Origin of the sequence: Acidovorax sp. (assembly GCF_046339755.1) — a bacterium.
Classification (GTDB): domain Bacteria; phylum Pseudomonadota; class Gammaproteobacteria; order Burkholderiales; family Burkholderiaceae_C; genus Acidovorax.
This window is the reverse complement of sequence record NZ_JBKDTZ010000232.1, coordinates 1-25,700: the sequence shown is the minus strand read 5'-3', so window position 1 is coordinate 25,700 and position 25,700 is coordinate 1. Positions and strand designations below refer to the sequence as shown.

General features: G+C 67.1%; 21 protein-coding genes and 3 pseudogenes. 9 read left to right on the top strand and 15 right to left on the bottom strand.

Annotation, left to right across the window (positions count from 1 at the left end):
- From ACK59X_RS19585 to ACK59X_RS19560, 6 genes and pseudogenes are all read right to left on the bottom strand, one after another.
- Positions 1 to 1,773: pseudogene (locus ACK59X_RS19585) on the bottom strand (hybrid sensor histidine kinase/response regulator); the annotation flags it as partial.
- A gap of 51 nt (positions 1,774 to 1,824) precedes the next feature.
- A complete protein-coding gene (locus ACK59X_RS19580; RefSeq protein WP_409959932.1) occupies positions 1,825 to 4,110 on the bottom strand; it encodes a methyl-accepting chemotaxis protein in 2,286 nt (761 codons plus the stop codon).
- A gap of 21 nt (positions 4,111 to 4,131) precedes the next feature.
- On the bottom strand, positions 4,132 to 4,659 hold the full coding sequence (locus ACK59X_RS19575) for a chemotaxis protein CheW (RefSeq protein ID WP_409959930.1): 528 nt from the start codon (positions 4,657 to 4,659) through the stop codon (positions 4,132 to 4,134).
- 15 nt (positions 4,660 to 4,674) lie between these two features.
- Entirely contained in the window at positions 4,675 to 5,040 is a 366-nt protein-coding gene (locus tag ACK59X_RS19570) for a PleD family two-component system response regulator (RefSeq protein ID WP_007853160.1), read from the bottom strand.
- Positions 5,040 to 5,438: a PleD family two-component system response regulator gene (locus tag ACK59X_RS19565; RefSeq protein WP_005796099.1), complete on the bottom strand. Its 399-nt coding sequence runs from the start codon at positions 5,436 to 5,438 to the stop codon at positions 5,040 to 5,042. The genes ACK59X_RS19570 and ACK59X_RS19565 overlap by 1 nt, the downstream gene beginning before the upstream one ends.
- Positions 5,439 to 5,487: 49 nt before the next feature.
- A complete protein-coding gene (locus ACK59X_RS19560; protein ID WP_409959927.1) occupies positions 5,488 to 5,661 on the bottom strand; it encodes a rubredoxin in 174 nt (57 codons plus the stop codon).
- 94 nt (positions 5,662 to 5,755) lie between these two features.
- Here ACK59X_RS19560 and ACK59X_RS19555 point away from each other — a divergent pair, with 94 nt between their 5' ends.
- Together ACK59X_RS19555 and hemL are read left to right on the top strand one after the other, a co-directional pair.
- Positions 5,756 to 6,706, top strand: a complete 951-nt coding sequence (locus ACK59X_RS19555; RefSeq protein ID WP_409959925.1) for a hydroxymethylpyrimidine/phosphomethylpyrimidine kinase — start codon at positions 5,756 to 5,758, stop codon at positions 6,704 to 6,706.
- On the top strand, positions 6,690 to 8,000 hold the full coding sequence (gene hemL, locus ACK59X_RS19550) for a glutamate-1-semialdehyde 2,1-aminomutase (RefSeq protein ID WP_409959923.1): 1,311 nt from the start codon (positions 6,690 to 6,692) through the stop codon (positions 7,998 to 8,000). Before ACK59X_RS19555 ends, hemL begins: the two co-directional genes overlap by 17 nt.
- Positions 8,001 to 8,112: 112 nt before the next feature.
- On the opposite strand, the gene ACK59X_RS19545 is transcribed toward hemL, so the two are convergent.
- Positions 8,113 to 8,898 (bottom strand): IclR family transcriptional regulator C-terminal domain-containing protein, encoded by a 786-nt coding sequence (locus ACK59X_RS19545; RefSeq protein WP_409959921.1) that lies wholly within the window; start codon positions 8,896 to 8,898, stop codon positions 8,113 to 8,115.
- 155 nt (positions 8,899 to 9,053) lie between these two features.
- On the opposite strand from ACK59X_RS19545, the pseudogene pobA reads away from it, so the two are divergent.
- Positions 9,054 to 10,250, top strand: a pseudogene (gene pobA, locus ACK59X_RS19540) (4-hydroxybenzoate 3-monooxygenase).
- Positions 10,251 to 10,341: 91 nt separating this feature from the next.
- The gene (locus tag ACK59X_RS19535) at positions 10,342 to 12,117 is read left to right on the top strand and encodes an alkaline phosphatase D family protein (RefSeq protein ID WP_409959919.1); all 1,776 of its coding nucleotides are present in this window, start codon (positions 10,342 to 10,344) and stop codon (positions 12,115 to 12,117) included.
- An 81-nt stretch (positions 12,118 to 12,198) separates the two neighbouring features.
- Here ACK59X_RS19535 and purH read toward each other — a convergent pair.
- From purH to ACK59X_RS19515, 4 genes and pseudogenes are all read right to left on the bottom strand, one after another.
- Positions 12,199 to 13,803 (bottom strand): annotated as a pseudogene (purH, locus tag ACK59X_RS19530) (bifunctional phosphoribosylaminoimidazolecarboxamide formyltransferase/IMP cyclohydrolase); the annotation flags it as partial.
- A 96-nt stretch (positions 13,804 to 13,899) separates the two neighbouring features.
- A complete protein-coding gene (locus tag ACK59X_RS19525) occupies positions 13,900 to 14,133 on the bottom strand; it encodes a Fis family transcriptional regulator (protein WP_015015597.1) in 234 nt (77 codons plus the stop codon).
- Complete coding sequence (gene dusB, locus ACK59X_RS19520; RefSeq protein WP_409959917.1) at positions 14,130 to 15,185, bottom strand: tRNA dihydrouridine synthase DusB; 1,056 nt, start codon at positions 15,183 to 15,185, stop codon at positions 14,130 to 14,132. Before dusB ends, ACK59X_RS19525 begins: the two co-directional genes overlap by 4 nt.
- A gap of 155 nt (positions 15,186 to 15,340) precedes the next feature.
- On the bottom strand, positions 15,341 to 15,865 hold the full coding sequence (locus ACK59X_RS19515; RefSeq protein WP_409959915.1) for a D-Ala-D-Ala dipeptidase: 525 nt from the start codon (positions 15,863 to 15,865) through the stop codon (positions 15,341 to 15,343).
- Positions 15,866 to 16,018: 153 nt separating this feature from the next.
- Between ACK59X_RS19515 and ACK59X_RS19510 the strand changes: the two genes are divergently transcribed.
- Complete coding sequence (locus tag ACK59X_RS19510; protein WP_409959913.1) at positions 16,019 to 16,489, top strand: YqaA family protein; 471 nt, start codon at positions 16,019 to 16,021, stop codon at positions 16,487 to 16,489.
- On the opposite strand, the gene ACK59X_RS19505 is transcribed toward ACK59X_RS19510, so the two are convergent.
- The gene (locus ACK59X_RS19505) at positions 16,490 to 17,776 is read right to left on the bottom strand and encodes a diguanylate cyclase (RefSeq protein WP_409959911.1); all 1,287 of its coding nucleotides are present in this window, start codon (positions 17,774 to 17,776) and stop codon (positions 16,490 to 16,492) included. It lies immediately after the preceding gene.
- 207 nt (positions 17,777 to 17,983) lie between these two features.
- Positions 17,984 to 18,877 (bottom strand): EamA family transporter RarD, encoded by an 894-nt coding sequence (gene rarD / locus ACK59X_RS19500; protein ID WP_409959909.1) that lies wholly within the window; start codon positions 18,875 to 18,877, stop codon positions 17,984 to 17,986.
- Between the two features lie 173 nt (positions 18,878 to 19,050).
- Between rarD and ACK59X_RS19495 the strand changes: the two genes are divergently transcribed.
- Positions 19,051 to 19,743, top strand: coding sequence for a hypothetical protein (locus ACK59X_RS19495; RefSeq protein ID WP_409959907.1), 693 nt, complete (start codon positions 19,051 to 19,053; stop codon positions 19,741 to 19,743).
- A 10-nt stretch (positions 19,744 to 19,753) separates the two neighbouring features.
- Here ACK59X_RS19495 and ychF read toward each other — a convergent pair whose 3' ends face one another.
- Positions 19,754 to 20,848, bottom strand: a complete 1,095-nt coding sequence (gene ychF / locus ACK59X_RS19490; RefSeq protein WP_409959905.1) for a redox-regulated ATPase YchF — start codon at positions 20,846 to 20,848, stop codon at positions 19,754 to 19,756.
- Between the two features lie 84 nt (positions 20,849 to 20,932).
- Positions 20,933 to 21,802, bottom strand: a complete 870-nt coding sequence (locus tag ACK59X_RS19485; protein ID WP_409959903.1) for an MOSC domain-containing protein — start codon at positions 21,800 to 21,802, stop codon at positions 20,933 to 20,935.
- Between the two features lie 91 nt (positions 21,803 to 21,893).
- Between ACK59X_RS19485 and ACK59X_RS19480 the strand changes: the two genes are divergently transcribed.
- The 3 genes from ACK59X_RS19480 to ACK59X_RS19470 form a co-directional block, all read left to right on the top strand.
- A complete protein-coding gene (locus ACK59X_RS19480) occupies positions 21,894 to 23,027 on the top strand; it encodes an FAD-dependent monooxygenase (protein ID WP_409959901.1) in 1,134 nt (377 codons plus the stop codon).
- Between the two features lie 69 nt (positions 23,028 to 23,096).
- Positions 23,097 to 23,852, top strand: a complete 756-nt coding sequence (locus ACK59X_RS19475) for a DsbC family protein (RefSeq protein WP_409959899.1) — start codon at positions 23,097 to 23,099, stop codon at positions 23,850 to 23,852.
- A gap of 42 nt (positions 23,853 to 23,894) precedes the next feature.
- On the top strand, positions 23,895 to 25,700 hold a 1,806-nt coding region (locus ACK59X_RS19470), incomplete at its 3' end, for a M61 family metallopeptidase (RefSeq protein WP_409959897.1).

Genomic DNA, 25,700 nt, shown 5'->3' with positions numbered 1-25,700 from the left:
GGTGCGGCCGGTGAGGATGCGCAGTTCGCCCTGTTCCTCGTCGTAGACGAAGAGCTTGCGCGCCATGGCACGCTGGTAGCTCAGCATGTCGATCAGGAAGCCCAGGGCCCCCATGCTGCTGCCCAGCTTCTCGAAGGCGGGCTGGCGCTCTTCCTCGGGAATTTCGTTGATGAGCAGGCGGTCGACGGTGTCGCGCATGCGCACCACGGCCAGCGAGGCCTGGTCCAGGCCCAGCACGGACAGCACGCCGCGCATCTGCGCCATGTGGCCAGGCACCGGCGCCAGCACGGCGACATCCTTGGGGTCGCGGAAGAACAGGTCGAGCGATTTCTCGGCTTCGGCCAGGGTGGCACGCAGCTCGTCCACCACGCTGCCCATGGTCTGGTTGTCGCTGACACGGCGGTACAGCTCTTCCATCCACGCTTCCAGGGGCTCGGGCTCGGCACCGGCGCCCACGGCTTCGAGCCGTTCGGACAGGCGGGCGGCACGCTCGGCCATCTGGTCCTCGGCGGCGTCGAGCTCCTCGAACGCGGCCTGCAGGTACAGCACCGAGGTGGCCACTTCCATGGCCAGCGCGGCCGATGGCGGCTCGCCGGACCGGGTGGTGGCGTCCATCACGTGCGTGAGCGCCGTGGCCAGCTTCTCGCTGCCGGGGCTGAGCTTGCGCAGCGAATCGCAGACCAGGCTGAACTGGTCGGCAGCGGGCTTGATCTTGTTGCGGTCACCGCCGGCCAGGGCCGACCAGGTCTCGGTGGCGGCGGCAATGCGCTTTCGGGCCTGGGCCAGCACGGCCGGGTCGAAGCGGCCGAAGCGCGCGGTCTCGTAGTCCACGGGCTTGAAGCGGTCCAGGCTGAAGGCTTGGCGCACGCTCATCAGCGCGGGGAACCTGGCCTCCGCGCCCGCAGGCACGGTGGCCTGCGAGCAGAAGAACAGCAGGTCCTGCACCAGGCGGTCGGCGATGGTGGGGTCGCCCTTGGCCAGGGTGGCGTACTGCATGAGCACGCGCGAGGCCACGCGCTTCACATACACGTCGGGTGGCAGCAGGCCGCCGGCAAAGGCCTCGAAGAAGGCGGCGCAGATCTTCCAGAAGGCACGCGACTGGCGGTCCTGCTGGGCAGCCACGAAGCCCAGGCAGGTGTCGTACATGGCGCGGGCGGCCTTGAGGTCGCCCGACTTGACGATGCGCAGCACGGCCGCGTCCAGCTGGCCGCGCGCCTGGGGTCCGTACGGCAGGGGCTGTGCGGGGATGGTGACCTCGGGCTCGCGAAAGCGCCGTTCCACGGGCCACAGGTCGGCCGGGTGCACGCGCTCGGCACCGGCCAGGGCCTGGGCATCGCGGTACTGGGGGAACAGGGCCACGGCCGAGATGGACTTGCCGGCCAGGACGCTTTCCAGGAATTCAATCAGGCCGAAGCTGGCCTTCTCGATGGTGTTGGTGGCCTCGTCGGTGCACAGCTCGGGGCGTTGCACGAAGCGCTGCACCGCGGCTTCCATGGCGCGCAGCACGAGCGCTGGCGGGCCCATGCCCACCATTTCGAGCGCGCCGCTGGCTTGGTGCAGTTGCTGGCGCGCGATGCGCAGGGCACCGGCGTCGAGCGCGGCCAGGTCGGATTCATTGGCGCTTTCCACATCGCGCACGAAGCGGCGCATGGATTTGACGGCACCGCCCAGGGATTTGCGCAGTTCGTCCAGCACCCAGGCCAAAGGACCCAGGTCCTGATCTCCCTGGTTCCAGTCTGCGGCCGGTGCATTTTTGACATCAATAGATGGCATGGGTTAGTCCCCGGCTGCAATGAGCCAGCTGGTTGATGACTACGGATCGCCTCAGGCGATCTTGAAACGGGCGACAGACTGGCGCAGTTCTTCGGCCATGTGCGACAGTTCGCGCACCTGCTGGGCCGTCGTGCGGGTGCCTTCTCCGGTCTGCTCCGTCACGGCAAAAATGTGCTGGATGTTGTCGGCCACTTCGTTGGCCAGAACGGCTTCGCGGGAGGTCGAGGACGAGATCTGTTCGATCAGTTCGGCAAGGCGGCGCGACACGCGGTCGATCTCGGTCAGCGCAGTACCGGCGGAGTCGGAGAGGCGGGCCCCTTCCACCACACCCTGCGTGGAGCGTTCCATAGCGGCCACGGCATCCTGGGTGTCGGTCTGAATGGCTTTCACGAGCGCCGAGATCTGGCGCGTGGCGTCTGCGGAGCGTTCAGCAAGGCGCTGCACTTCTTCCGCCACCACCGAGAAGCCGCGGCCGGCTTCACCGGCGGATGCGGCCTGGATGGCAGCGTTCAGGGCCAGCACGTTCGTCTGCTCGGTAATGTCGGAAATCAGTTCGGTGATTTCACCGATCTCCTGCGAGGATTCGCCCAGGCGCTTGATGCGCTTGGAGGTGTCCTGGATCTGGTCGCGGATGGAGTTCATACCGCCGATGGCGTTCTGCACGGCTTGCAGACCCGAGTCGGCGGCTTGCAGCGATTGGCGGGCCACCGTGGCGGATTCCTGCGCCTGCGTGGACACTTCGTTGATTCGGGTCGCCATGTCCAGAACCGAGCGGCCGGTTTCGCGGATTTCGCGCAGCTGTTCGGTCGAGGCGGCCAGCAGTTCGGTCGAGGTGGAGTCCACCTGGGCCGTCGTCTGTGCCACGCGGGTCGCCGTGTTCTGCACGCTGCCCACCAGCTGGCGCAGTTCTTCCACCGTGTAGTTCACCGAGTCGGCGATGGCGCCGGTGATGTCCTCGGTCACGGTGGCTTCCTGGGTCAGGTCACCTTCAGCGACCGACTGCAGTTCGTTCATCAGACGCAAAATGGCGGCCGGGTTGGCGTCGTGGACGCGCTTGGCTTCCTGCTCCTGGCGCTTGGCGTCCTTTTGCTGCGATTCGGCAGCGGTCTGGCGACCACGGCTGTCCAGCAGTTGCACACGCGAGATGCCGACACCGCAAGCCAGCACGAACAGGGCGGCAAGGGCCAGGGCACCGATCTGTCCGGCGCCCAGACCGGTCTGCGCAGACAGCTTGCCCTGCAGGTTTTCCAGCTGGCGGCGCAGCGGCTCGCTGTCGGCAATGATGGCGGACTGTGCTTCCCGGGCGGACACCAGGCCCTGCAGGTTGCCCAGGATGGCGCTGGCCTGCGTGCGGGTCTGCTCGTACAGCTTCACGAGGGCCTCGAGCTGCTCGCGCGTCTGTGCGTCCTTGGTGGCGGCCAGGCGCAGTTCGGGGCTGCCGTCGAGCAGGCCCTGGGCGATTTCCTTGAACGAGTTCAAGTCCTTGCCCAGCAGGAACACGGCCTCGGGGCTCACGCCTTCCATGGTCTGGAACTCGTTGGCGGACTTGCCGATGCGCTGGGTCAGCATCACGAGCTGGCCGGCGGCGGAGATTTCGGCCGCGGGGGCGTTCTGCTGCAGCTTGAGCGAGGACACCGTTTCGGCGATTTCCAGCAGGTCGGACGACTGGCGGTTGATGGTGCGCAGAGCGTCGCCCACCTGGGTCAGGATCTTCTGCTGGCCCATCACCACGCCGGCGTTGCGCTCTGCGCGCTCCATCAGGGGCGTCACGGCATCCAGGTCGGGCTTGTAGGGTTCGCCCAGCGATTGCACGCCGAGTTCGTTGTCGCCAGCGGTCAGGGCGCGCACGTTGCGCGCCAGCACGCCCGAGCTTTCCACCACGTCGGGGAAGGCCTGGGGGCTGCCCACCAGGGCCTGCGAGACCGACTTGGCCAGGCGCTGCGACTGCATCAGGGACTGGCCGGTAGCGGCGAGCTGCTGTGCGGAGCGGTCCGCCTGCTGCAGCACCCAGGCCGCAATCGCGCCCAGCACCACCACACCGATGGCCAGCAGGGCCAGCAGGCGGCGCTGGTGGCCGGCGGCCGTGGAAGTCCCCAGCACCGGCAGCGAGATCAGGTCCTGGTCGCCATCGACCTCGCCGATCTCGGTGGCATAGCCACCGGGGTCGCCCTGCACGCTGTTCATCGCGTCGCTCTGGTACTCGCGCAGCGCGGCTGCCTCGAGCGAACCGGTCCCCAGCACGTCCTGGCCATCATCGGCCACGGCGTGGCCCGCTGCGGCGTCCCGCGTGCCGGGCTTCCGGTTGAACAGTTTTCCAAATTGATTGACGACGGACATGGTGCAGCCTTACAGAAAAACTCAAGCACTGATGCTCAGGAAAGCGGGATGTTGGGACAGGATCTGCAGATTGAGCTCCTGCCAGCGCGCGCCACCTGCATCGATGTAGGTGGTGCCGAAGAATGCCGGAGACTCCGGCGCAGGAGGCTCGGACGACACGAAGGAGTCCGTGCCGCGCAGACCGGCCAGGCGGTCCACCAGCAGCGCGGCATTCACCTCGAGCACGGCATTGAAGGCCAGCAGGCTGGCCTCGGACAGGGCCTGCTCGGTGCGCGTGACCGTGGTGCCCAGCATGCCGGCGAGATCGGCCACGCCGACCAGGCCGCCGCGCAGGTTGGCGACACCCAGGAACCAGCTTTGCGTGTACGGCACGGGCTGGACGGTGACCCAAGGAAAAATCTCGCCCGATTGGGCGAGAGGTAGAAGGTAGTACTGCCCTGCTGTCTCTACAGCCAGCCAGGACGATACGGACAAGCCTTCCGTTCTGGCGGCCTGCAGGCGGCTGGCCAGTCGGACTTGTAGCTCGCGGAGGGCTTCGCGGTTGGCCATGAAAGCGCCGCCGCCTCAGTTCAGCGCGTCAATCTTGGCCTGCAGCTCGGCGGGATCCACCGGCTTGGTGATGTAGCCGCGCGCACCCTGGCGCATACCCCAGACCCGGTCGGTCTCCTGATTCTTGCTGGTGCACATGATGATGGGCACGTCGGCATACAGCGGATCACGGGTGATCGCACGCGTGAGCTGAAAGCCGTTCTGGCCGGGCATCACCACGTCCATGAGGATCAGGTCGGGCTTGTCTTCGGCCAGGCGGCGGAAGGCTTCTTCGGCGTTCTCGGCCGTGCGCACCTGCATGCCTTTTTTCTGCAGCAGGTCCGTCAGAAACATCAACTCGGTCTTCGAATCGTCGACGACCAGAACTTTCTGGATGGGCATTACATCGCTCCTTGTTGGGAATTGCCAAATTGCTGCACAGCCTGCAGCAACTGGTCTTTGGTAAACGGTTTGGTGAGATATTCCTGGCAGCCGACCATGCGCCCGCGCGCCTTGTCGAATACGCCGTCCTTGGAGGACAGCATCACCACCGGGGTATCTGCGAAACGGGCATTGCGCTTGATGATCGCGCAGGTCTGGTACCCGTCGAGCTTGGGCATGAGAATGTCACAGAAAATCAGCTGCGGCTGGTAATCGTTCACTTTCGCCAAAGCATCAAAGCCGTCGTCTGCCAACAAGACTTCGTGCCCCCCCTGCTTGAGAAAAATCTCGGCGCTTCGGCGGATGGTATTGCTGTCATCCACCACGAGCACTTTGAAAGATGCGCCTGTTGTAGTCAATTGCTAATGCTCCCGATGGAAAAATAAACAGCGCGGCAGGAGCCGCGCCTCAAATCTGAACCATCTCGAAATCTTCCTTGCGGGCGCCACATTCCGGACAGGTCCAATTCATGGGAACCTGCTCCCATGGAGTGTTGGGGGCAATGCCGTGCTCGGGCGCACCCTGTGCCTCGTCATATATCCACCCGCAAATCAAACACATCCAAGTTTTAGAGTCGGTCACAGCTTAAAGGGCCTTCACATAGAATGCAACGATTGTATCTAGTCATCTCCCCGGGCTGCGGCTTCCTTGCCACCCCCTATGCTGCCACTGGCCCATGACATCTTCCGCACCTTCCCCCTCCAACATCGATGGCATCGACGACGCATCCGGCGACGAAGCGAGCCCGGCCTGCGTGCTGGTCTTCAACGCCAACGATCCCAGCGGTGCCGGCGGCCTGACGGCCGACATCACCACCATCGCATCGGTCGGCGGCCACCCCATCGCGGTGGTCACAGGCGCCTACGCACGCGATACGGCGCAGATATTCGACCATTTCAGCTTCGACGACGAGGCCGTTTCGGAGCAGGCCCGGGCCGTGCTCGAGGACATGCCCGTGCAGGCCATCAAGGTGGGTTTCGTGGGCAGCCCCGAGAACATCAGCGCCATCGCCGAAATAACCACAGACTATGACGAAGTCCCAGTGATAGCGTACATGCCCAACCTGTCCTGGTGGACGGATGAGCAGATCGACGAGTACCTGGACGCCTTCCGCGAGCTGTTGTTGCCGCAGACCTCAGTGTTGGTTGGAAACCACAGCACGCTGTGGCGCTGGCTGCTGCCGGACTGGAAAAGCGACCGCAACCCGACCGCACGCGACATTGCCCGAGCCGCATCCGAGATGGGCGTGCCCTACACCCTGGTCACCGGCATCCCCCTGCCCGAGCAGTTCGTCGAGAACGTGCTGGCCTCGCCGCAGACGGTGCTGGGCAGCGGCAAGTTCGAACTCTTCGATGCCACCTTCTCGGGTGCGGGCGACACGCTCTCGGCGGCGCTAACCGCCCTGGTGGCCAGCGGCAACGACCTGGGCGAGGCCACCAGCGAGGCGCTGGGCTACCTGGACCGCTGCCTGGATGCCGGCTTTCGCCCCGGAATGGGGCACATCGTGCCCGACCGCATGTTCTGGGCCCAGCCCGACGATGAGGACGGGGAAGACGAAGAAGCCGCCCTTGACGACACCACGGCCATCGAAGGTTTCGTGATGCCCCCCCATGACACAAAGCACTGACCTCAACATTCCCCTGTTCGAACGCGCCAAGGCCCTGATCCCGGGCGGCGTGAATTCGCCCGTGCGCGCCTTCAAGGCCGTGGGCGGCACGCCGCGCTTCGTCAAGCGTGCCCAGGGCGCCCATTTCTGGGACGCCAACGACCAGCGCTTCATCGACTACATCGGCTCCTGGGGACCCATGATCCTGGGCCACGGCCACCCCACCGTGGTCGAGGCGGTGCAGAAGGCCGCGCTGGAAGGCTTCAGCTTCGGCGCGCCGACCGAGCGCGAAGTGGAACTGGCCGAGGAGATCATCGGCCTGGTGCCCTCGATGGAGATGATCCGCCTGGTCAGCTCGGGCACCGAGGCCGGCATGAGCGCCATCCGCCTGGCGCGCGGCGCCACCGGCCGCAGCAAGATCATCAAGTTCAATGGCTGCTACCACGGCCATGCCGATGCACGGCTGGGCCAGGCCGGCTCGGGCCTGGCGACCTTCGGCAATGCCACCCGCGCGGGCGTGCCGCCCGAGGTGGTGCAACACACCCTGGTGCTCGAGTACAACGACATCGCCCAGCTGGAAGAGGCCTTCGCCCTGCACGGCAAGGACCTGGCCTGCCTGATGATCGAGCCGATCGCCGGCAACATGAACTTCGTGCGCGCGAGCGTGCCCTTCATGCAGCGCTGCCGCGAGCTGTGCACCGAATACGGTGCGCTGCTGGTGCTGGACGAGGTGATGACGGGTTTCCGCGTCGGCCTGACCAGCGCCCAGGGCGTGTACGCCAAGAGCATCCCCGGCTTCAAGCCCGACCTCACGGTGCTCGGCAAGGTCATCGGCGGCGGCATGCCGCTGGCGGCCTTCGGCGGGCCGCGCGCCATCATGGAACACCTGGCCCCCATTGGCGCGGTGTACCAGGCCGGCACGCTGTCAGGCAACCCGGTGGCCACGGCCTGCGGCCTGGCCACGCTGCGCGAGATCAAGAAGCCCGGCTTCTTCGACGCCCTGTCGGCCCGCACGCAATCGCTGGTGGATGGCCTCAAGGCCGCCGCGGCCGCCGAGGGCGTACCCTTCAGCGCCGACTGCGAAGGCGGCATGTTCGGCTTCTTCCTCTTGCCCAACCTGCCCCAGAGCTACCCCGAGGTGCTGACTACCGACAGCGCCCGCTTCAACCAGCTGTTCCATGGGCTGCTGGACCGCGGTATCTATATAGCGCCTGCGCTGTACGAGGCCGGCTTCGTGAGCTCGGCCCACAGCGAAGAGGACATCGCCACCACGGTGGCCGCCGCGCGCGAAGTCTTCAAGACGCTCGCAAAATAAGCAGCGCGTCCAGCCGGTTCGCATTCGGCGGGATAACTAGGCGGGGAGCCGCAGACAGTGCTGTAGCACGGCAAGGCGCCCCAACGACGTTAGCCGGTTGTAGGCGAATCGGTCACAGGAGCCCGCGCACCTCGCGGGCGGCTTCCTGCAGCAGCGGCAGCATCTCGCGCTGCAGACTGCCCTCGTCCAGTTGCTTGGGTGAGGCCACCACATTGAGCGCCGCCACGGTCTGCCCCTGCAGGTTGCGCAGCGGAACGGCCAGGGCGTGCACGCCGAGTTCGTGCTCCTCCACCGCCAGGCACCAGTCGTCGCGCCGCGCACGCGCGATGGCCTGGCGCAGCGGGCCGACCTGGGTCAGGGTGTGGGGCGTGAGCCGCTGCAGCGCAGCGCCCTTGAGCCAAGCCGTGAGTTCAGGTGCCGCCAGCGCCGCCAGCAGCACCCGCCCGGTGGACGTGGGGTGCGCCGGCAGCCGCGCACCCAGGTGCAGGCCATAGGCCAGCACGCGCGAGGGCGCGCCGTAGACGCCGCTGCGCGCCACGATCACCACCTCGCTGCCATCGAGCACCACGGCAGAGAAGGACTGCTGCGTCTGCGCCGCCAGCCGGTTGAGTGTGGGCTGCAGCACGCGCGGCAGCCGGGCCGACGCCAGGTAGCTGCCCGAGAAGCGCAGCACCTTGGGCGCCAGCCAGAAATAGCTGCCATCGCTCTCCAGGTACCCGAGGTGCGCCAGCGTGAGCAGGTGCCGGCGCGCCGCCGCGCGCGTGAGGCCGGTGCGCTGCGCGGCCAGCGTGGCGTTGAGGCGCTGGCGCTCGGTGTCGAAGCTCTCCAGCACGGCCATGCCCTTGGCCATGCCTTCGATGAGGTCGGCCTTGGCGATGGTGGGGGCGGGGGAAGTCATGGGCAAAGGATTGCGCGATCATCGCACAAAGCATCCACTGATCGCACGCAACCGGCCTGGCGGCATCGCGCTTTGACCTGCATCAACCTACGCTTGGGCCATGCCTCTGAGCCAGTTCTCAAGGTCTTCATCCCCCAGCTTTGCGAGGTTCCTCCATGCGTACCCAGGTTGCCATCATCGGCGCCGGCCCGGCCGGCCTGCTGCTCGGCCAGTTGCTGCACACATCCGGCATCGACGCCGTCATCATCGAACAGCGCAGCGCCGACTATGTGCTCGGCCGCATCCGCGCCGGCGTGCTTGAACAGGTCACCATGGACCTGCTGGAAAAGGCCGGCGTGAGCGCCCGCGCCCACGCCCAGGGCCTGCCGCACGATGGCATCGAGCTGCTGTTCAAGGGCGCGCGCCACCGCATCGACCTGCACGCCCTGTCTGGCGGCAGCCGCGTCACGGTGTACGGCCAGACCGAGGTCACGCACGACCTGATGGACGCGCGCGCCGCCGCGGGCCTCACCACCGTGTACGAGGCGGGCAACGTGAGCGTGCACGACTTCGACGGTGGCAAGCCGCGTGTGACCTACGAGAAGGACGGCCAGACGCATGAGGTCATGTGCGACTTCATCGCCGGCTGCGACGGCTACCACGGTGTCTGCCGCGCCAGCGTGCCGGCCGCTGCGCTCAAGACCTACGAGCGCGTCTACCCCTTTGGCTGGCTGGGCGTGCTGGCCGATGTGCCGCCCGTCTCGCACGAGCTGATCTACGCCAATACCGAGCGCGGTTTCGCGCTGTGCAGCATGCGCAGCACCACGCGCAGCCGCTACTACCTGCAGGTGCCCGACACCGACAAGGTCGAGAACTGGAGCATCGACCAGTTCTGGGCCGAACTGGGCAACCGGCTGGACCCTGAGGCGCGGGACAACCTGGTCACCGGCCCGGCGCTGGAGATGAGCATCGCCCCGCTGCGCAGCTTCGTGGCCGAGCCCATGCGCTTCGGCCGCCTGTTCCTCGCGGGCGATGCGGCCCACATCGTGCCGCCCACCGGCGCCAAGGGCCTGAACCTGGCCGCCAGCGACGTGGGCTACCTGTGGAACGCGTTTGCCGACTACTACGGCGAGAAGTCCAGCACCGGCATAGACACATACTCCGACCGATGCCTGCGCCGCGTCTGTCGCGCCGATCGCTACTAGTGGTGGTTCACATCGCTGATGCACCGCTTTCCGGACACTGGCGAGTTCGGCCAGAAGATGCAGGAGGCCGAGCTCGACTATTTGATCCACTCGCGCGCGGCATCGACCGCGCTGGCCGAGAACTACGTGGGCCTGCCGATGGATTTTGGAATGCCCCCGGGCGCGTAGGGCCCGGCCATCCGGCAGGCAGCGGCAGGGCCGGTTCATCGATCCGTCACGGCACCGTGCGAGGCTTGGCGGTTTCAAAGGATCGCCCCCCATGAACCGCCCTCCCCGCTCCGACCGCCCCCTGACCAACCTGCTGCATCCCGAAGGCGCTGAAACCGACCATGCCGCTCCGGCCGATGCCGGCCGCCGGGTCTTCGTGCGCCAGCTGGCGCTCGGCGCCACCGCCCTGGGCACCTTGCCGCTGGCCGCCTGTGGCGGCAGCGATGACAGCCCCGCCGTGCGCTTTGCCCATGGCGTGGCCAGTGGCGACCCGCTGAGCGACCGCGTGATCCTCTGGACCCGCGTCACCCCGCCGGCCGACTACCGCGACGATATCCCCGTGCGCTGGGAACTGGCCAGCGATGCCGCCTTTTCCACCATCGTGGGCCAGGGCACGGCCACCGCCACGGCCGCCCGCGACTTCACCGTCAAGGTCGATGCCACAGGCCTCAAGCCCGCCACGCAGTATTACTACCGTTTCACGTCCTACGCAGCCACCTCGCCCGTGGCGCGCACGCGCACCCTGCCCACCGGCAGCGTGGCGCAGGTGCGGCTGGCGGTGTTCTCGTGCGCCAACTACCCGACCGGCTACTTCAACGTCTATGCCGACGCGGCACGCCGCAACGACCTCGACGCCACGGTGCACCTGGGCGACTACCTGTACGAGTACGCGCGCGGCGGCTACGCCTCCACCAATGCAGAGCAACTGGGCCGCCTGGCCCAGCCCGCGGGCGAGATCCTCTCGCTGGCCGACTACCGCACGCGCCACGCGCAGTACCGCAGCGACCTGGACCTGCAGGCCCTGCATGCCGTGGCCCCGATGATCGCCGTGTGGGACGACCACGAGATCGCCAACGACACCTGGATGAACGGCGCCGAAAACCACCAGAGCGCCACCGAAGGCATTTTCGCCACGCGCAAGGCCGCCGCCATGCAGGCCTACCACGAGTGGATGCCCACCCGCAACGCGCAGCCCGAGCTGATCTACCGCAGCTTCGCCTTCGGCAACCTGGTCGCCCTGCACATGCTCGACACGCGCGTGATCGGGCGCGACGAGCAGGTCGACTATGCACGCTTCTTCACGGCCAACGGCTTCGATGCGGCGGGCTTCACCGCAGCCGTGGGGGCGCCCACGCGCCAGCTCATGGGGGCCACCCAGACCCAGTGGCTGCAGCAGCAGATGGCAGCATCGAACGCCACCTGGCAGGTACTGGGCCAGCAGGTGCTGATGGGGCGCATGAACATCCCTGCGCCCATCCTCATCGACACGCTGCAGCCCGGCACGGGCGTCTCGGTATCGCAATACGCCGCCATGGTCGCCAAGGCCCAGGCGGCACCAGCCACGCTGACGGCCACCGAGAAGGCCGTCCTCGCGCAACCCTCCATCCCGTACAACCTGGACGCCTGGGACGGCTACCAAGCCGCACGCGAAACCGTGCTGGGCATGGCCCGTGGCATGGACAAGAACCTGGTGGTGCTGGCCGGCGACACCCACCACGCCTGGGCCAACGAGCTGGCCGACATGAACGGCAATGCCGTGGGCGTGGAGTTCGCCACCTCCTCCGTCACCTCGCCCGGCTTCGAGGAATACCTGTCCAAGGAAAATCCGGCCGTGCTGGCCGGCGCCCTGCAGCAGCTGATCAAGACGCTGAAATACTGCGACACCTCGCGCCGCGGCTACATGGTGCTCACTGCCACGCCCACCGAATGCCGCGCCGACTGGGTGTACGTGAACACCATTACCAGCCGCAACTACACGGCCAGCACCGACAAATCGCTCAAGGTGCTGGCCGGCGCCGCAGTGCGCGGGCGCATCGTGGCGGCCTGACCTTGCCTGCGTCCAAAGAAAAAGGCGGCCCGGGCCGCCTTTTTCTTTTGCAGGTAGCGATGCCAACGCATCGCCACCGGCTCAATGCCGGAAGTGGCGCACGCCGCTGAAGACCATGGCCACGCCGCGCTCGTCGGCGGCGGCGATGACTTCGTTGTCGCGCATGGAGCCGCCGGGCTGGATCACGCAGGTCGCACCCGCATCGACCACCACGTCCAGGCCGTCGCGGAAGGGGAAGAAGGCGTCGCTCGCCACCACCGTGCCCTGCAGGCTCAGGTTGGCGTGACCGGCCTTGATGCTGGCGATGCGGGCCGAATCGAGGCGGCTCATCTGGCCGGCGCCCACGCCCATGGTCATGCCGCCCTTGCAGAAGACGATGGCGTTGCTCTTGACGTACTTGGCGACCTTCCAGGCGAACAGCAGGTCTTCCATTTCTTCCAGCGTGGGCTGCTTCTGGGTCACGACCTTGAGGTCGATGAGCGACAGCTCATGGTTGTCGGCGGTCTGCAGCAGCAAGCCCGAGCCGATGCGCTTGGCGTCCATGGCGTTGCGGCCGCGCTGCCAATCGGTGCTGCCGCCATGGGCCGGCAGCGCGATCTTGAGCAGGCGCACATTGGCCTTGGCCTTGAAGACTTCGAGCGCCTCGGCCGTGAAGTCGGGGGCCATCAGCACTTCGACGAACTGCTTGGATATCTGCTGCGCGGCCTTGCCGTCCACCGGGCGGTTGAAGGCGATGATGCCGCCGAAGGCGCTGGTGGGGTCGGTCTGGAAGGCCTTGCTGTAGCTGTCGAGCGCATCCAGGCCCACGGCCACGCCGCAGGGGTTGGCGTGTTTGACGATGACGCAGGCCGGGATTTCGAAGCTCTTGACGCATTCCCACGCGGCATCGGCGTCGGCGATGTTGTTGTACGACAGTTCCTTGCCCTGCAACTGCACGCCGGTGACCAGCGAGCCGGGCGCGGGGTGCAGGTCGCGGTACAGCGCAGCCTGCTGGTGCGCGTTCTCGCCGTAGCGCAGGTCCTGCACCTTGGTGAAGATGCCGTTGCTCTGGCCAGCGAACTGGGCGCGTGCAGGCACGTAGGTCTCGGACAGCTTCTCTTCTTCGAAGGTGACGGACGAGAGGTAGTCGCTGATGGCGCCGTCGTACTGCGCGATGCGGTTGAAAGCGGCCACCGACAGCGCGAAGCGCAGCTTGTCCGAGAGCTTGCCCGCAGCCTTGAGCTCTTCGAGCACCGCGGGGTACTGCGAGGCGTCGGTCAGCACGCCCACATCCTTCCAGTTCTTGGCGGCGCTGCGCACCATGGCCGGGCCGCCGATGTCGATGTTCTCGATGGCATCGGCCAGTGTGCAGCCGGCCTTGGCCACGGTGGATTCGAAGGGGTAGAGGTTGACCACCAGCAGGTCGATGGTGTCGATGCCATGCTCCTTGAGCGCCGCCATGTGCTCGGGCAGCTCGCGGCGTGCCAGCAGGCCGCCATGCACCTTGGGGTGCAGGGTCTTGACGCGGCCGTCCAGCATCTCGGGGAACTGCGTGACCTCGGCCACCTCGGTCACCGGCAGGCCCTTGTCTGCCAGCAGCTTGGCCGTGCCGCCGGTGGACAGCAGCTTGATGCCCAGGGCATGCAGCGCCTGGGCAAATTCAACGATGCCTGTTTTGTCGGAGACGGAAAGAAGTGGGTTCTGGGCGGGTGGTTAATGGTTTTTGGATTGGGGTGGGGTGCTGTGGCGGGCACCTGCACCGCGGTAGTGGGGAGCGCAAGCACTGCCCGGCGCAACGGGGCATCAGAGCAGCTTGTGCTCCACCAGCTTCTTGCGCAGGGTGTTGCGGTTCAGGCCCAGCCATTCGGCGGCGCGCGACTGGTTGTTGTCGGCCTGCTGCATCACGACTTCCAGCAGCGGGCGCTCGACCACGCGCACCAGCATGTCGTACATGCCGTCGGGCGTCTCGCCGCCCAGGTCGCGAAAGTAGCCCTGCAGGCTCTCGCGCACGCATTCTTCAATATGTTTCTTGCTCATGCAGCCAATCCCTCTTGTTCTTCGCTGGGGTCTGCGTCGGCCGCCAGTGTGCTCGCGGCGGGAAAGCGGTCCATCTGCTGCGCCAGGGCATCCAGATAGTCCGCCACCGCCTGCCACTGGTCCACGCAGTCCTCTATGGTGTTGATGTGTTGTCGAAAGGCTTCGCCGCCGGGCATGGTGCGCAGGTACCATGCAATGTGCTTGCGCGCACTGCGCACGCCGGTCAGCTCGCCATACAGGTGGTAGTGGTCCTGCAGGTGGTCGAGCAGCAGGCGCCGCACCTCGGCCACCAGGGGTGGGGCCAGGTGCTCGCCGGTGGCCAGGAAGTGGCCGATCTCGCGGAAGAGCCAGGGCCGGCCCTGGGCCGCACGGCCGACCATGATGGCATCGGCCCCGGTGGCGGCCAGCACATCGCGCGCCTTCTCGGGCGAGGTGATGTCACCATTGGCCACCACCGGTACGCGCACCGCGGCCTTCACTGCGGCGATGGTGTCGTACTCGGCATGGCCCTTGTAGCCCTGCTCGCGCGTGCGCCCGTGCACCGTGAGCATCTGTATGCCCACGGCCTCGAACTGGCGCGCCAGCGCCACGGCGTTCTTGTGCTCCTGGCACCAGCCGGTGCGCATCTTGAGCGTGACGGGCACCTTGTGCGGTGCACAGGCCTCGACCACCGCCTGCGCGATGGACACGGCCAGCGCCTCGTCCTGCATCAGGGCAGAACCCGCCCACTTGTTGCACACCTTCTTGGCCGGGCAGCCCATGTTGATGTCGATGATCTGCGCGCCGCGCTCCACGTTGTAGACCGCGGCCTCGGCCATCATCTGCGCATCGGTGCCGGCGATCTGCACGGCAATCGGCCCGGGCTCCCCTTCGTGGTTGGCCCGGCGCGAGGTCTTGAGGCTGTTCCACAGGTCCTTGCGCGAGGTCACCATTTCACTCACGGCATAGCCTGCCCCCAGCGCCTTGCACAGCTGACGGAACGGCCGGTCGGTGACGCCCGCCATCGGGGCGACGAACAGGCTGTTCGCCAAAGGAATGTGGCCGATCTGCATGAAGGGGATGGGGGTACGCGAATGCCGCGAATGCCGAAAAAGGAGGCAGGATTGTACCTGCTTAAAATTTCAGCAAATGAAATCTGCGCGACTTTTTTGGAGGACTTGTGCTGCAGTGCAACAAGCCCCTTGCCCCCTCCCTTGGGGAAGGCCTGTCAGCGCGCGGCGAGGTCGGTGTCGCCCGCTTGCACAGGCGCACCCCGCTGGGCATAGTGCCACCAGGCATCGGGCAGGTTGTCGAACTGGTGGCGCGCCATCAGGCTGCGCAGCCAGTCGCGGTTGTGGTGCACGTCCGGCGAGAAGTTCTCGGTGGCCGGGGCCACTACACCAGCGGGCGTGCCCATGTCCACCTCGCCGCCATCGGCCAGGGGGCCGCGCACGACCTTGCTGGCGCGCAGGCCATCGACCACGACCACCCGCACTGTCCAGGCGCCGGTCTGTGCATTGCACTGCGCCTTGAGCGCCATGCCCTGGGCACGGAGTCCATCTTCGACGGAGCGCAGGGCAGCCGGCTGCCCCGTGGCGCCACAGCCGCGGTCCTGGACCACGGTGGATGCGCCCGCTGGCTGGGGGACGGCCGCCTGGGGACTCTGCACGCATGCCGCCAGCAAAGCCGCCGCTGCCAGCGACAGCCAGGGGCTGCGGTGGGGGACGTTGGGGGTGCGGTGGATGGTTTGCATGAGGGCTTCCTGCTTGAGCGCTAGCGTCCATGAACGATACGAATCCACCCGGCGATGGGACATGCGCGGATGGCGCACCCCCGTGTAGGACGGAGCCTTTACCCGGCTTTGGGTGCGCAGGCCCCCTCTAAACTCCGGTGCATGGAAATATGGATGCACCAGCTGATGCAATGGCTGGCCTTGCCGCAGTTCGGCCTGAGCACCGTCTTCGTCGTCTCGTTCATCTCGGCGACGCTGCTGCCGCTGGGCTCGGAGCCGGCGGTGTTCGGCCTCATCAAGCTCAACCCACAGATGTACTGGCCGGCCATCCTGGTGGCCACGGTGGGCAATACCCTGGGCGGCGGCGTCAGTTGGTGGATGGGCCTCGGGGCCCACAAGGCCGTAGACAAGGCGCGCGGGCATGCCACCAATGTGCGCGCACTGGCCTGGCTGGAGCGCTTCGGCGCGCGCGCCTGCCTGCTCAGCTGGCTGCCCGTGGTGGGCGACCCGCTGTGCGCGGTGGCCGGCTGGCTCAAGCTGCCGTTCTGGCCCTGCCTGGCCTACATGGCGGTGGGCAAGTTCATGCGCTACCTGGTGATGACCACCGTGCTGCTGCACTTCATGCCGGGGCAGATCGGCGGCTGATCAGGGCGCTGGGGTGCCGAGAAAGTCCTTTTCGGTGCCCACCGGCGTGATGGACGAATCGCCCTTGGAGACGGGCTCTTCCACCACCACCTGGTTGCGCCCTCCTTCCTTGGCCATGTACATGGCGGTGTCGGCGCGCGAGAAGAACTCGAGCACCGACTCGCCCAGGATGTACTGCGTGACGCCGATGGACACCGAGACTCGGCTCTTGAGCGCCCCGGTCCAGGCGTGCGATTCGACGTGCGCGCGGATGCGCTCGCAGGTGTTGAGCGCGGGCAGCAGCGAGGTGCCCGGGAAGATCAGCAGAAACTCCTCGCCGCCATAGCGCCCGAAGATATCGCCCGCGCGCACGTTGTCCTGCGCCACGCGCGAGAAGGTGCGCAGCACCTCGTCGCCGCCCAGGTGGCCGAGCTCGTCGTTGATGCGCTTGAAGTGGTCCAGGTCGATCACCGCCAGGCACAGCGGGATGCCGCTCTCGTCGGCGAGCTGCTTTTGCTCTTCGAGCGCCGCCACCGTGTAGCGCCGGTTGAAGCAGCCCACCAGGGTGTCGCGCTGGGCATCTTCCTGGATGTTGCGGATCTTGCGGCTCGCGCGGTGCAGCACCCGGTGCAGCTTCTGCACCTTGCCGATCAGCAGGATGAAGGCCGGCAGCGCCAGCGCCAGCGCTACCCAGTGCGCCAGTTCCAGCCGCAGCAGCGCCTCGTTGCCCTGCTCGGCATGGTGCATGGCGATCACCAGGCCGTAGCCCGCCATCAGCATGCCGGCCAGCGCCATCAGCGCCCGCCCCGAGACCCGGTACATGGCATAGGCAACCACGATGAAGGCAAACGGCGCCAGCAGGATCTGCAGGATGGGATCGAGGTAGCAGAGCACCAGCAGGCCTGCGCAGGCCACCATGGCAATGGGCAGCTTGAGCTGCTTTTCCTTGGCGCGGTGGTGCAGCCCCAGCGCAAAAGCCAGGGCAAAGCCCGGCACGCCCACGGCGATCAGCGCCAGGGCGACGAACACGGTGCGTGCCTGCACCAGGTCCATGGCATGAAAGCCCAGCAGGGCCAGAAAATACAGTGCGATCAGGCCGCTGGCCACCCACCAGCGCTGGGCTGCCGCCCGGTCGCGCGGTTGGCCGGAGAGGTCCATTTCCCGGCGCGAGTGGTGGCGCTGCACCGCGGCCTCGTCGCTGGAGTCATCGAACTCCAGGATGGCGTCCGTCAGGGGAAAGGCGTCCGTGTTGGCAAACAGCGGCTTCTTGCGCCCGAAAAGCGTCGAGAAAGGGGAGGTGGCGCCCATGGTGGTCTGTGCACTTGGTTGGAAAAGTTCGATTTTTTCAGTCAATGGACAGCCACCAGAGCCAGGGGCCCCGGCGCACAGACTTGGCGCACGCGCACAGTCTTGGGGGTCCCGATCAAGGGACCCGGTATTTTAGATACAGCCTTTCACAAACACCCCCGTGTTTCCCCGTAGCGGCAGCATCTGCCATGGCTTTTGCGCCACAGTTCAGCGGCCTGGTGCCGCCGCTGGGGTCCCCACGCGCAGTTGCCACCAGCCCTCCAGGCTGTAGACCACCAGCGCCGCCCAGATAAGCACGAAGCCTGCCAGCCGGGACGGCTGCAGGGGCTCATGGAACAGCCAGACACCCAGGGCGAACTGCAGACTCGGCGAGATGTACTGCAGGATGCCCAGCGTGGCCAGGGGCAGCCGGCGCGCACCGGCGGCAAACAACAGCAGCGGGATGGCCGTGAGCGGCCCCGCCAGCGCCAGCCAGCCGATGGCGGCGGCACCGCCCTGGACCAGCACGCCCTGGCCGTGCCAGGCCCACCAGACCATGGCACCGAAGGCCAGGGGCGCGAGCATCAGCGTCTCCAGCGTCAGACCTTCCAGTGCCCCCAGGGGCGCCAGCTTGCGCAGCAGGCCGTAGACCCCGAAAGTGAGCGCCAGCACCAGCGCGATCCACGGCAGTCGGCCCGTCTGCACTGTGAGCCACAGGACCCCTGCGGCCGCCACGGCCACCGCCAGCCACTGCCCGCGCCGGGGCCGCTCGTGCAGAAAGAAGAAGCCCATGGCCACGTTGACCAGCGGCAGGATGAAGTAGCCCAGGCTGGCGTCCACCACATGCTGGTTCTGCACCGCCCACACATAGGTCAGCCAATTCGACGAAAGCAGCAGCGCCGACAGCGCAAAGGCCAGCACCACCCGGGGCTGGCGCAGCAGCGCCGGCAGCCAGACCCACTGGCGGCGCAGGCCCAGCACCGCCAGCAGGAACATGAGCGCCCAGGCGGTGCGGTGCACCACCACCTCGAGCGCAGGCACATCGGCCACCTGGCGGAAGTACAGGGGCAGCAGGCCCCAGGCGACATAGGCCAGGCTGGCGTAGAGGATTCCGGTGTTCATGGAGGAGCGGTATGGGATTCAGCTGGCAAGCGGCCATGCTGAAAGGCGGGAAGAGTCCGGCAGTGCCCAGGGTCGCCGTGATCGGACACCGGTGCGCAAGCAGGGCAATTCAAATTATGCTGGCGCAGCGGTAGCCAAAACAGAGCGAGAAGCCGCGCAACGGGGAGGACACCTTGGCAGGACAAGCTTACGACAATGCGCGGGCGGAACAATCGCTGCTCGAGATTGCCGTCGAAAGTTGGCGGTTTTCACGGCTGTTCGGCAAACTGGCCAGCAAGCTGGATGCAGGAGAGTCGGGACGCCATCTCAAGCAACTGCGTTATTTCCAGAAAAAGCGCGAGGAGATCCTGGGGTCGAGCGGTCTCACGCTGGTCAATGTGGAAGGGCAGCCTTACGACCCCGGCATGGCGGCATCGGCGTTGAACCTGGGCGATTTCGGGCCCGACAATGTCATGCCCTCCGCCATCTTCATCGACCGGCGGGGCAACAAATGCGTGGGCGCCCGCGCCTACAGCAATGCCACGCGCAACCCCGACAACGCAGCCGTGCTGTTCAAGCGGCTCATGGGCACGGGCACGCGCATGCAGTTGCCGGGCTTGCTGGGCTGGCCTCTGTTCTCGGGCTTCCACCGGCACTGCGAGGACTTTCCCTACGACTTCAGCGAGAAAAAGGCCGCTGAGCGGGAGTCGGGGTTGTCCATTGCCTACATGGGCACCAGCCCCATCGCCGATGGCCATCAGGACCCGGGCCTTCAACCGCCCTCTGGCCCAGAGGGTGAAGCTGGAGATCGTCAGGAGCCGCCTCTCCAGCCTGCAGGCCCAATGAAGCGTCGCCAGGACCCTGCCCTGGCGGCTCCACGGCCCTGACAGAAACGCGTCAGACGTTGAACAGGAAGTTCAGCACGTCGCCGTCCTTGACCACATACTCCTTGCCTTCGGCGCGCATCTTGCCCGCATCCTTGGCGCCCTGCTCGCCCTTGTAGGCGATGTAGTCGTCAAAACCGATGGTCTGGGCGCGGATGAAGCCGCGCTCGAAGTCGCCGTGGATCACGCCGGCCGCCTGGGGCGCCGTGTCGCCGATGTGGATGGTCCAGGCGCGCACTTCCTTCACGCCGGCCGTGAAGTAGGTCTGCAAGCCCAGCAGGCTGAAGCCGGCGCGGATCAGGCGGTTCAGGCCGGGTTCTTCGAGGCCCATCTCCTGCAGGAACATGTCGCGGTCTTCGTCGCTCATCTCGGCCATCTCGGCCTCGATCTTGGCGCAGATGGCGACCACGGGCGCGCCCTGGGCAGCAGCGTATTCCTTCAGGCGGTCGAGCAGGGGGTTGTTCTCGAAGCCATCTTCGCTCACATTGCCCACGAACATCGCGGGCTTGGCGGTGATCAGGCAGAACTGCTTGAGCAGGGGCGCGTCTTCCTTGCTCACCGTGATGCTGCGCGCGGGCTTGCCTTGGTCGAGTGCCGCCTGGATGGGCGTGAGCAGCGCGACGATCTTGGCCGCCTCCTTGTCGTTGCCCGACTTGGCGGCCTTGCTGTAGCGGTTGAGCGCCTTTTCCACGGTGGCCAGATCGGCCAGGCACAGTTCGGTCTGGATGACCTCGATGTCGGCGATGGGGTCGACCCGGCCGGCCACGTGGATCACGTTGGGGTCTTCGAAGCAGCGCACCACGTTGACGATGGCATCCGTCTCGCGGATGTGGGCCAGGAACTGGTTGCCCAGGCCTTCGCCCTTGGAGGCGCCCGCCACCAGGCCGGCGATGTCCACGAACTCGACGATGGCCGGCACAATGCGCACGGGCTCGACGATGCCGGCCAGCTTCTGCAGGCGGGGATCGGGCACCTCGACCACGCCGGTGTTGGGCTCGATGGTGCAGAACGGGTAGTTCTCGGCGGCGATGCCGGCCTTGGTCAGCGCGTTGAAGAGGGTGGACTTGCCGACGTTGGGCAGGCCCACGATGCCGCATTGGAGGCTCATGGCAGGGCTTTCTGGAATTCGGGAGACAAACCGCCGATTTTACCGGGCCGCCGATGGCACTCCTTTGCGGGGCGGTTCAAACCCTCAGTCGAAGCGCAGATCCGCGGCCATGCGCTGGCCCACGCGCAGCATGCGGCCGGCCCCTTCCACCACGATGGCATTCATGCCGAAGGTGATGGCGCCATCCAGGCGCTTGTCCTGGCGGTAGCCGCGCAGGGCATCGCCCACCTCGGGGCTGCTTTGCGCGGTGGATGGGTCGATGTCGGGGATGGGGCAGCGCGCACAGGGTTTGACGTGCTGCAGGTGCACCTCGCCGTCGGCCGCCTCGATGCGCACCTGGTCCACGCGGTCTTCGTCGTGGGCCTCCACACCGGCGAGCACCACGTTGGGGCGAAAGCGCTCGATACCCACGGGGGCGTGGCCTGCCGCGGCCAGGCGCTCGTTGAGCAGGTCGATGGAGGCCTGGCTGGCCACCAGCACGGGAAAGCCGTCGGCGAACTGGTTCGGGGCTTCCACACCGCCCGTCCAGTCCATGCTGGACAGGCGCTTCACCTCGGGGTCGAAGCGCACCAGGCGGCAGGGCGTTCCCAGGAAGTCGGTGAACCACTGGGCGGCCACGGCGCCCATGTCCCAGGCAGCCACGGTGTCGCGCCAGACCGTCACGCTCATGGGCTCCTCGACCACGTCGATACCCACGTGCAGCGCCAGCATGCCGGGGGCGCGCAGCACCATTTCCTCGCTTTTGAGCTGGGGGCGGATCAGCGCCATGCGCGGCTGCTCGCGCTGGGTGATGAACTGGCCCTTGGGGTCCACGACCATCCAGGCGCGGTCCAGGTCCAGGCCGGTCTCGGTGACCAGGGCTTCCTGCACCTCGATGCCGGCGCAGGACTTGATGGGGTAGACGAACAGGCGGGCAATGGTGCCCGACAGGTCGGACTCGGTGCTGAAGCTCACGCGCGGCGCTCCTGGAAAAGGGTAGTGCAGGGAAATGTCCGCAATTTTGCACTGCGCCCAGGGCCATGCCCCGGCTTCTACAATGGGCTGCATGGCGCAAACCTTTGATATCTGTATTCGTGGCGCGGGCATCGTGGGCCGCACCCTGGCCCTGCTGCTGGCGCGCGAGCGCCTGCGGGTGGCCCTGGTGGCCGGCCCGGCCCCGGCGACGGGCGGCCACTCCGATGTGCGCGCCTATGCGCTGAACCTGGCCTCGCGCCAGTTGCTCGAAGGCCTGCGCAGCTGGCCCGACACCGCCCATGCCACGGCCGTGCGCTCCATGCAGGTGGCGGGCGACCAGGGCGGCGCGGTGTGCTTCGACGCACAGGCGCAGGGCGTGGAGGCGCTGGCCTGGATCGTGGACGTGCCGGCCCTGGAAGCCCGGCTGGCCGAGGCCGTGCGCTACCAGCCCCAGGTGGAGACACTCGATGCCCCGGCCGAGGCCACGCTCACGGTGGTCTGCGAGGGCCGCGCCAGCCAGACGCGCGCCGAATTCGGCGTGGATTTCGAAGCCACGCCCTACGACCAGCACGCCATTGCCACACGCCTGGTGTGCGAGCAGCCGCACGGCCAGGTGGCGCGCCAGTGGTTCTTGCCCGACGGCATCCTGGCTTTTCTGCCCCTGGGCGGGCCCGAGGGGAACTCCGTGGCCGTGGTGTGGTCTGTGCAGAAGGAGCAGGTGCCGGATTTGCTGGCGCTGGCCCCCGAAGAATTCACGCAGCGCCTGGAGGCGGCGAGCCAGCGCACGCTGGGCCGCCTGCAGCTGGCCGGTGAGCGCGCTGCCTGGCCTCTGCAGCAGGCCCGGGCCGACCGCTGGTGCGGCGCCCTGCCGCCCAAGGGCAAGCTGGCGCGCAGCTTTGTGCTGGCCGGCGATGCGGCGCACACCGTGCACCCGCTCGCGGGCCAGGGCCTGAATTTGGGGCTGGCCGATGCCCAGGCATTGGCCGGCTTGCTGCACGGCCGCGATTACTGGCGCAGCGTGGCCGATCTGAAGCTGCTGCGCCGCTACGAGCGCGAGCGCAAGACCGCGCTGCTGCCGATGGGCCTGGCCACCGACGGGCTGCAGCAGCTGTTCGCACGCCAGGAAGGCCCGTGGCAGGCGCTGCGCAACTGGGGCATGAAGGGCTTTGAGCACAGCGGACCGATCAAGCATTTCGTGGCCCGACAGGCCATGGGAATCCATTGAGGCAGCATGCCCAAATCTCCGTGCGCAGCCACAGGCGGCACACTTTGAATCCGAGTGAATGAGAACACCATGAAATTGATCCCACCCCTGCTGGCCGGCCTTGGACTCACCCTTTTGGCTGGCCTTGCGTTCTTACTGCAGGATCCGTCAGCCCAAAGTCAGGAGGAAGTCATCCGCAAGACCCTGGCCGAACGTGTCCCGCAGATGAAGCAGATCGACGAGGTCAGCCCCACGGCCATGCAGGGGCTGTACGAGGTGCGCATCGGCACGGACGTGTTTTACGCCGATGCCAAGGGCAACTACGTGATCCAGGGCGAACTGATCGACACCAAGGCGCGGCGCAACCTGACCGAGGACCGCATCGCCAAGATCACGGCGGTGGACTTCTCGGCCCTGCCGATCCAGGACGCTTTCACCATCGTGCGCGGCGACGGCAAGCGCAAGGTGGCGGTGTTCGAGGACCCCAACTGCGGCTACTGCAAGCGCTTCGAGCGCGACATGCAGAAGGTGGACAACGTGACGGTCTACCTGTTCCTGTATCCCATCCTGAGCCCGGACTCGGCCGAAAAATCGCGCAACATCTGGTGCGCCAAGGACAAGATTGCCGCCTGGCAGGACATGATGGTGCGCGAAAAGAACCCGGCGGCCGCCAGCTGCGACACCACCGCACTGCAGCGCAACCTGGCCTTTGGCAAGAAGCACAAGATCACCGGCACGCCGACCCTGATCTTTGCCGACGGCATCCGCGTGCCCGGAGCCATTGGCGCACCGGACGTGGAAAAGCGCCTGGCCGAAGCCGCCGCCGACACGCCCACGACGAACTGACAGCCCCCTGCGGGCGGCCCCTCCTGCCGAAGGGCCAGCCCCATGCCACGCAAAGCACCGCCCATGGCCACCCAGCGCACCGAAGACACGAACCACGCCCCCGTCCACTACCGCATCGAGCCGGCCGACCTCAACGCCCGCCTGTTCTCGGTCACGCTCACGGTCGAGGCCCCCGCCGAGCAGCAGGAGCTGTCGCTGCCGGTGTGGATTCCCGGCAGCTACCTGGTGCGCGAGTTCGCGAAAAACCTGCAGCGGCTGCAGGCGCGCCAGGGCCGGCGCACGGTGCCCCTGGTGCAACTGGCCAAGAACTGCTGGCAGGCCGAATGCCGGCCCGGCCACCCCCTGGTACTGACCTACCAGGTCTGCGCCTACGACAATTCGGTGCGCACGGCTTGGCTGGATGCCGCGCGCGGCTTCTTCAACGGCACCAGCCTGTGCCTGCGCGTGCACGGCCAGGAAGACGGCGAGCACACGCTGGAAGTGGCCAGCACCGCCGCCACCGCACACTGGTCCGTCGCCACCGGTCTCACGGCACGGTCCACCGACAAGGCCGGCTTCGGCACCTATGTGGCCGCCCACTACGACGAGCTGGTGGACTGCCCGGTGGAGATGGGCACCGTCTGGAGTGGCCGCTTCACCGCTGGCGGCGTGGCCCACCGCTTCGTGGTGGCGGGGGCGGCGCCCTCGTTCGACGGCAAGCGCCTGCTGGCCGACACGCAGAAGATCTGCGAGACGGCCATGGCCTTCTGGCATGGCGACAAGGGCAAGGCCCCGTTCAAGAGCTACCTGTTCATGCTCAACGCCGTGGGCGACAGCTACGGCGGGCTGGAGCACATCAACTCCACCGCCCTCATCTGCGGCCGCCGCGACCTGCCGCGCCAGGGCGAGGCGCGCGCCAGCGATGGCTATACCACCTTGCTGGGGCTGATCAGCCACGAGTATTTCCACACCTGGAACGTCAAGCGCCTGCGCCCCGCCGAGCTGGCCCGCTACGACTACAGCCAGGAGAACTACACCAACCTGCTGTGGTTCTTCGAAGGCTTCACGAGCTATTACGACGACCTGCTGCTGCGCCGCGCGGGCCTGATCGACGACGCCGCCTACCTGCGCCTGATCACCAAGACCATCAACCAGGTGCTGCAGACCCCCGGGCGCCATGTGCAGAGCGTGGCCCAGGCCAGTTTCGACGCCTGGGTCAAGTACTACCGCCAGGACGAGAACACCCCCAACTCCACGGTGAGCTACTACACCAAGGGCTCGCTCGTGGGCCTGTGCCTGGACCTGGCGCTGCGCCACCATTCCAAGGCGACGCTGGACGACGTGATGCGCGCGCTGTGGAAGCGCACCGAAGGCGGCCCCATGTCGGAATCCGACCTGCGCGAGGTGCTGCGCGAGCTGGCACACCGCCCGTTCGACGAAGAGATCGAGGCCTGGGTGCACGGCACGGACGAGCTGCCCCTGGCCGACCTGCTGGCCGCGCACGGCGTGCTGCTCAAGGCCGAGCGCCCGCAGCTGGCCCAGCGCCTGGGCATGCGGGTTGCGGAGAACCACAGCGTGCAGGTCAAGACCGTGCTGCGCGGCGGTGCCGCCGAGAAGGCCGGGCTCGCGGCCGGCGACGAATGGCTGGGCGTGCTGGTGGACGGCCAGGGCTGGCGCGTGCAGAAGCTCGACGACGTGGCCTTCTATGCCGGCACCGAGCACAAGCTGGTGGCCGTGGTGGCGCGCGACGGCCGCCTGCTGCAGCTGCCCCTGGTGCTGCCGCCCGATGCGGGTGAGCGCAAGGGTGGCCAGCCGGACACCGTGAGCCTGTCCATCACCAACAGCGGCTCCGTGGGCCGGTGGCTGGGT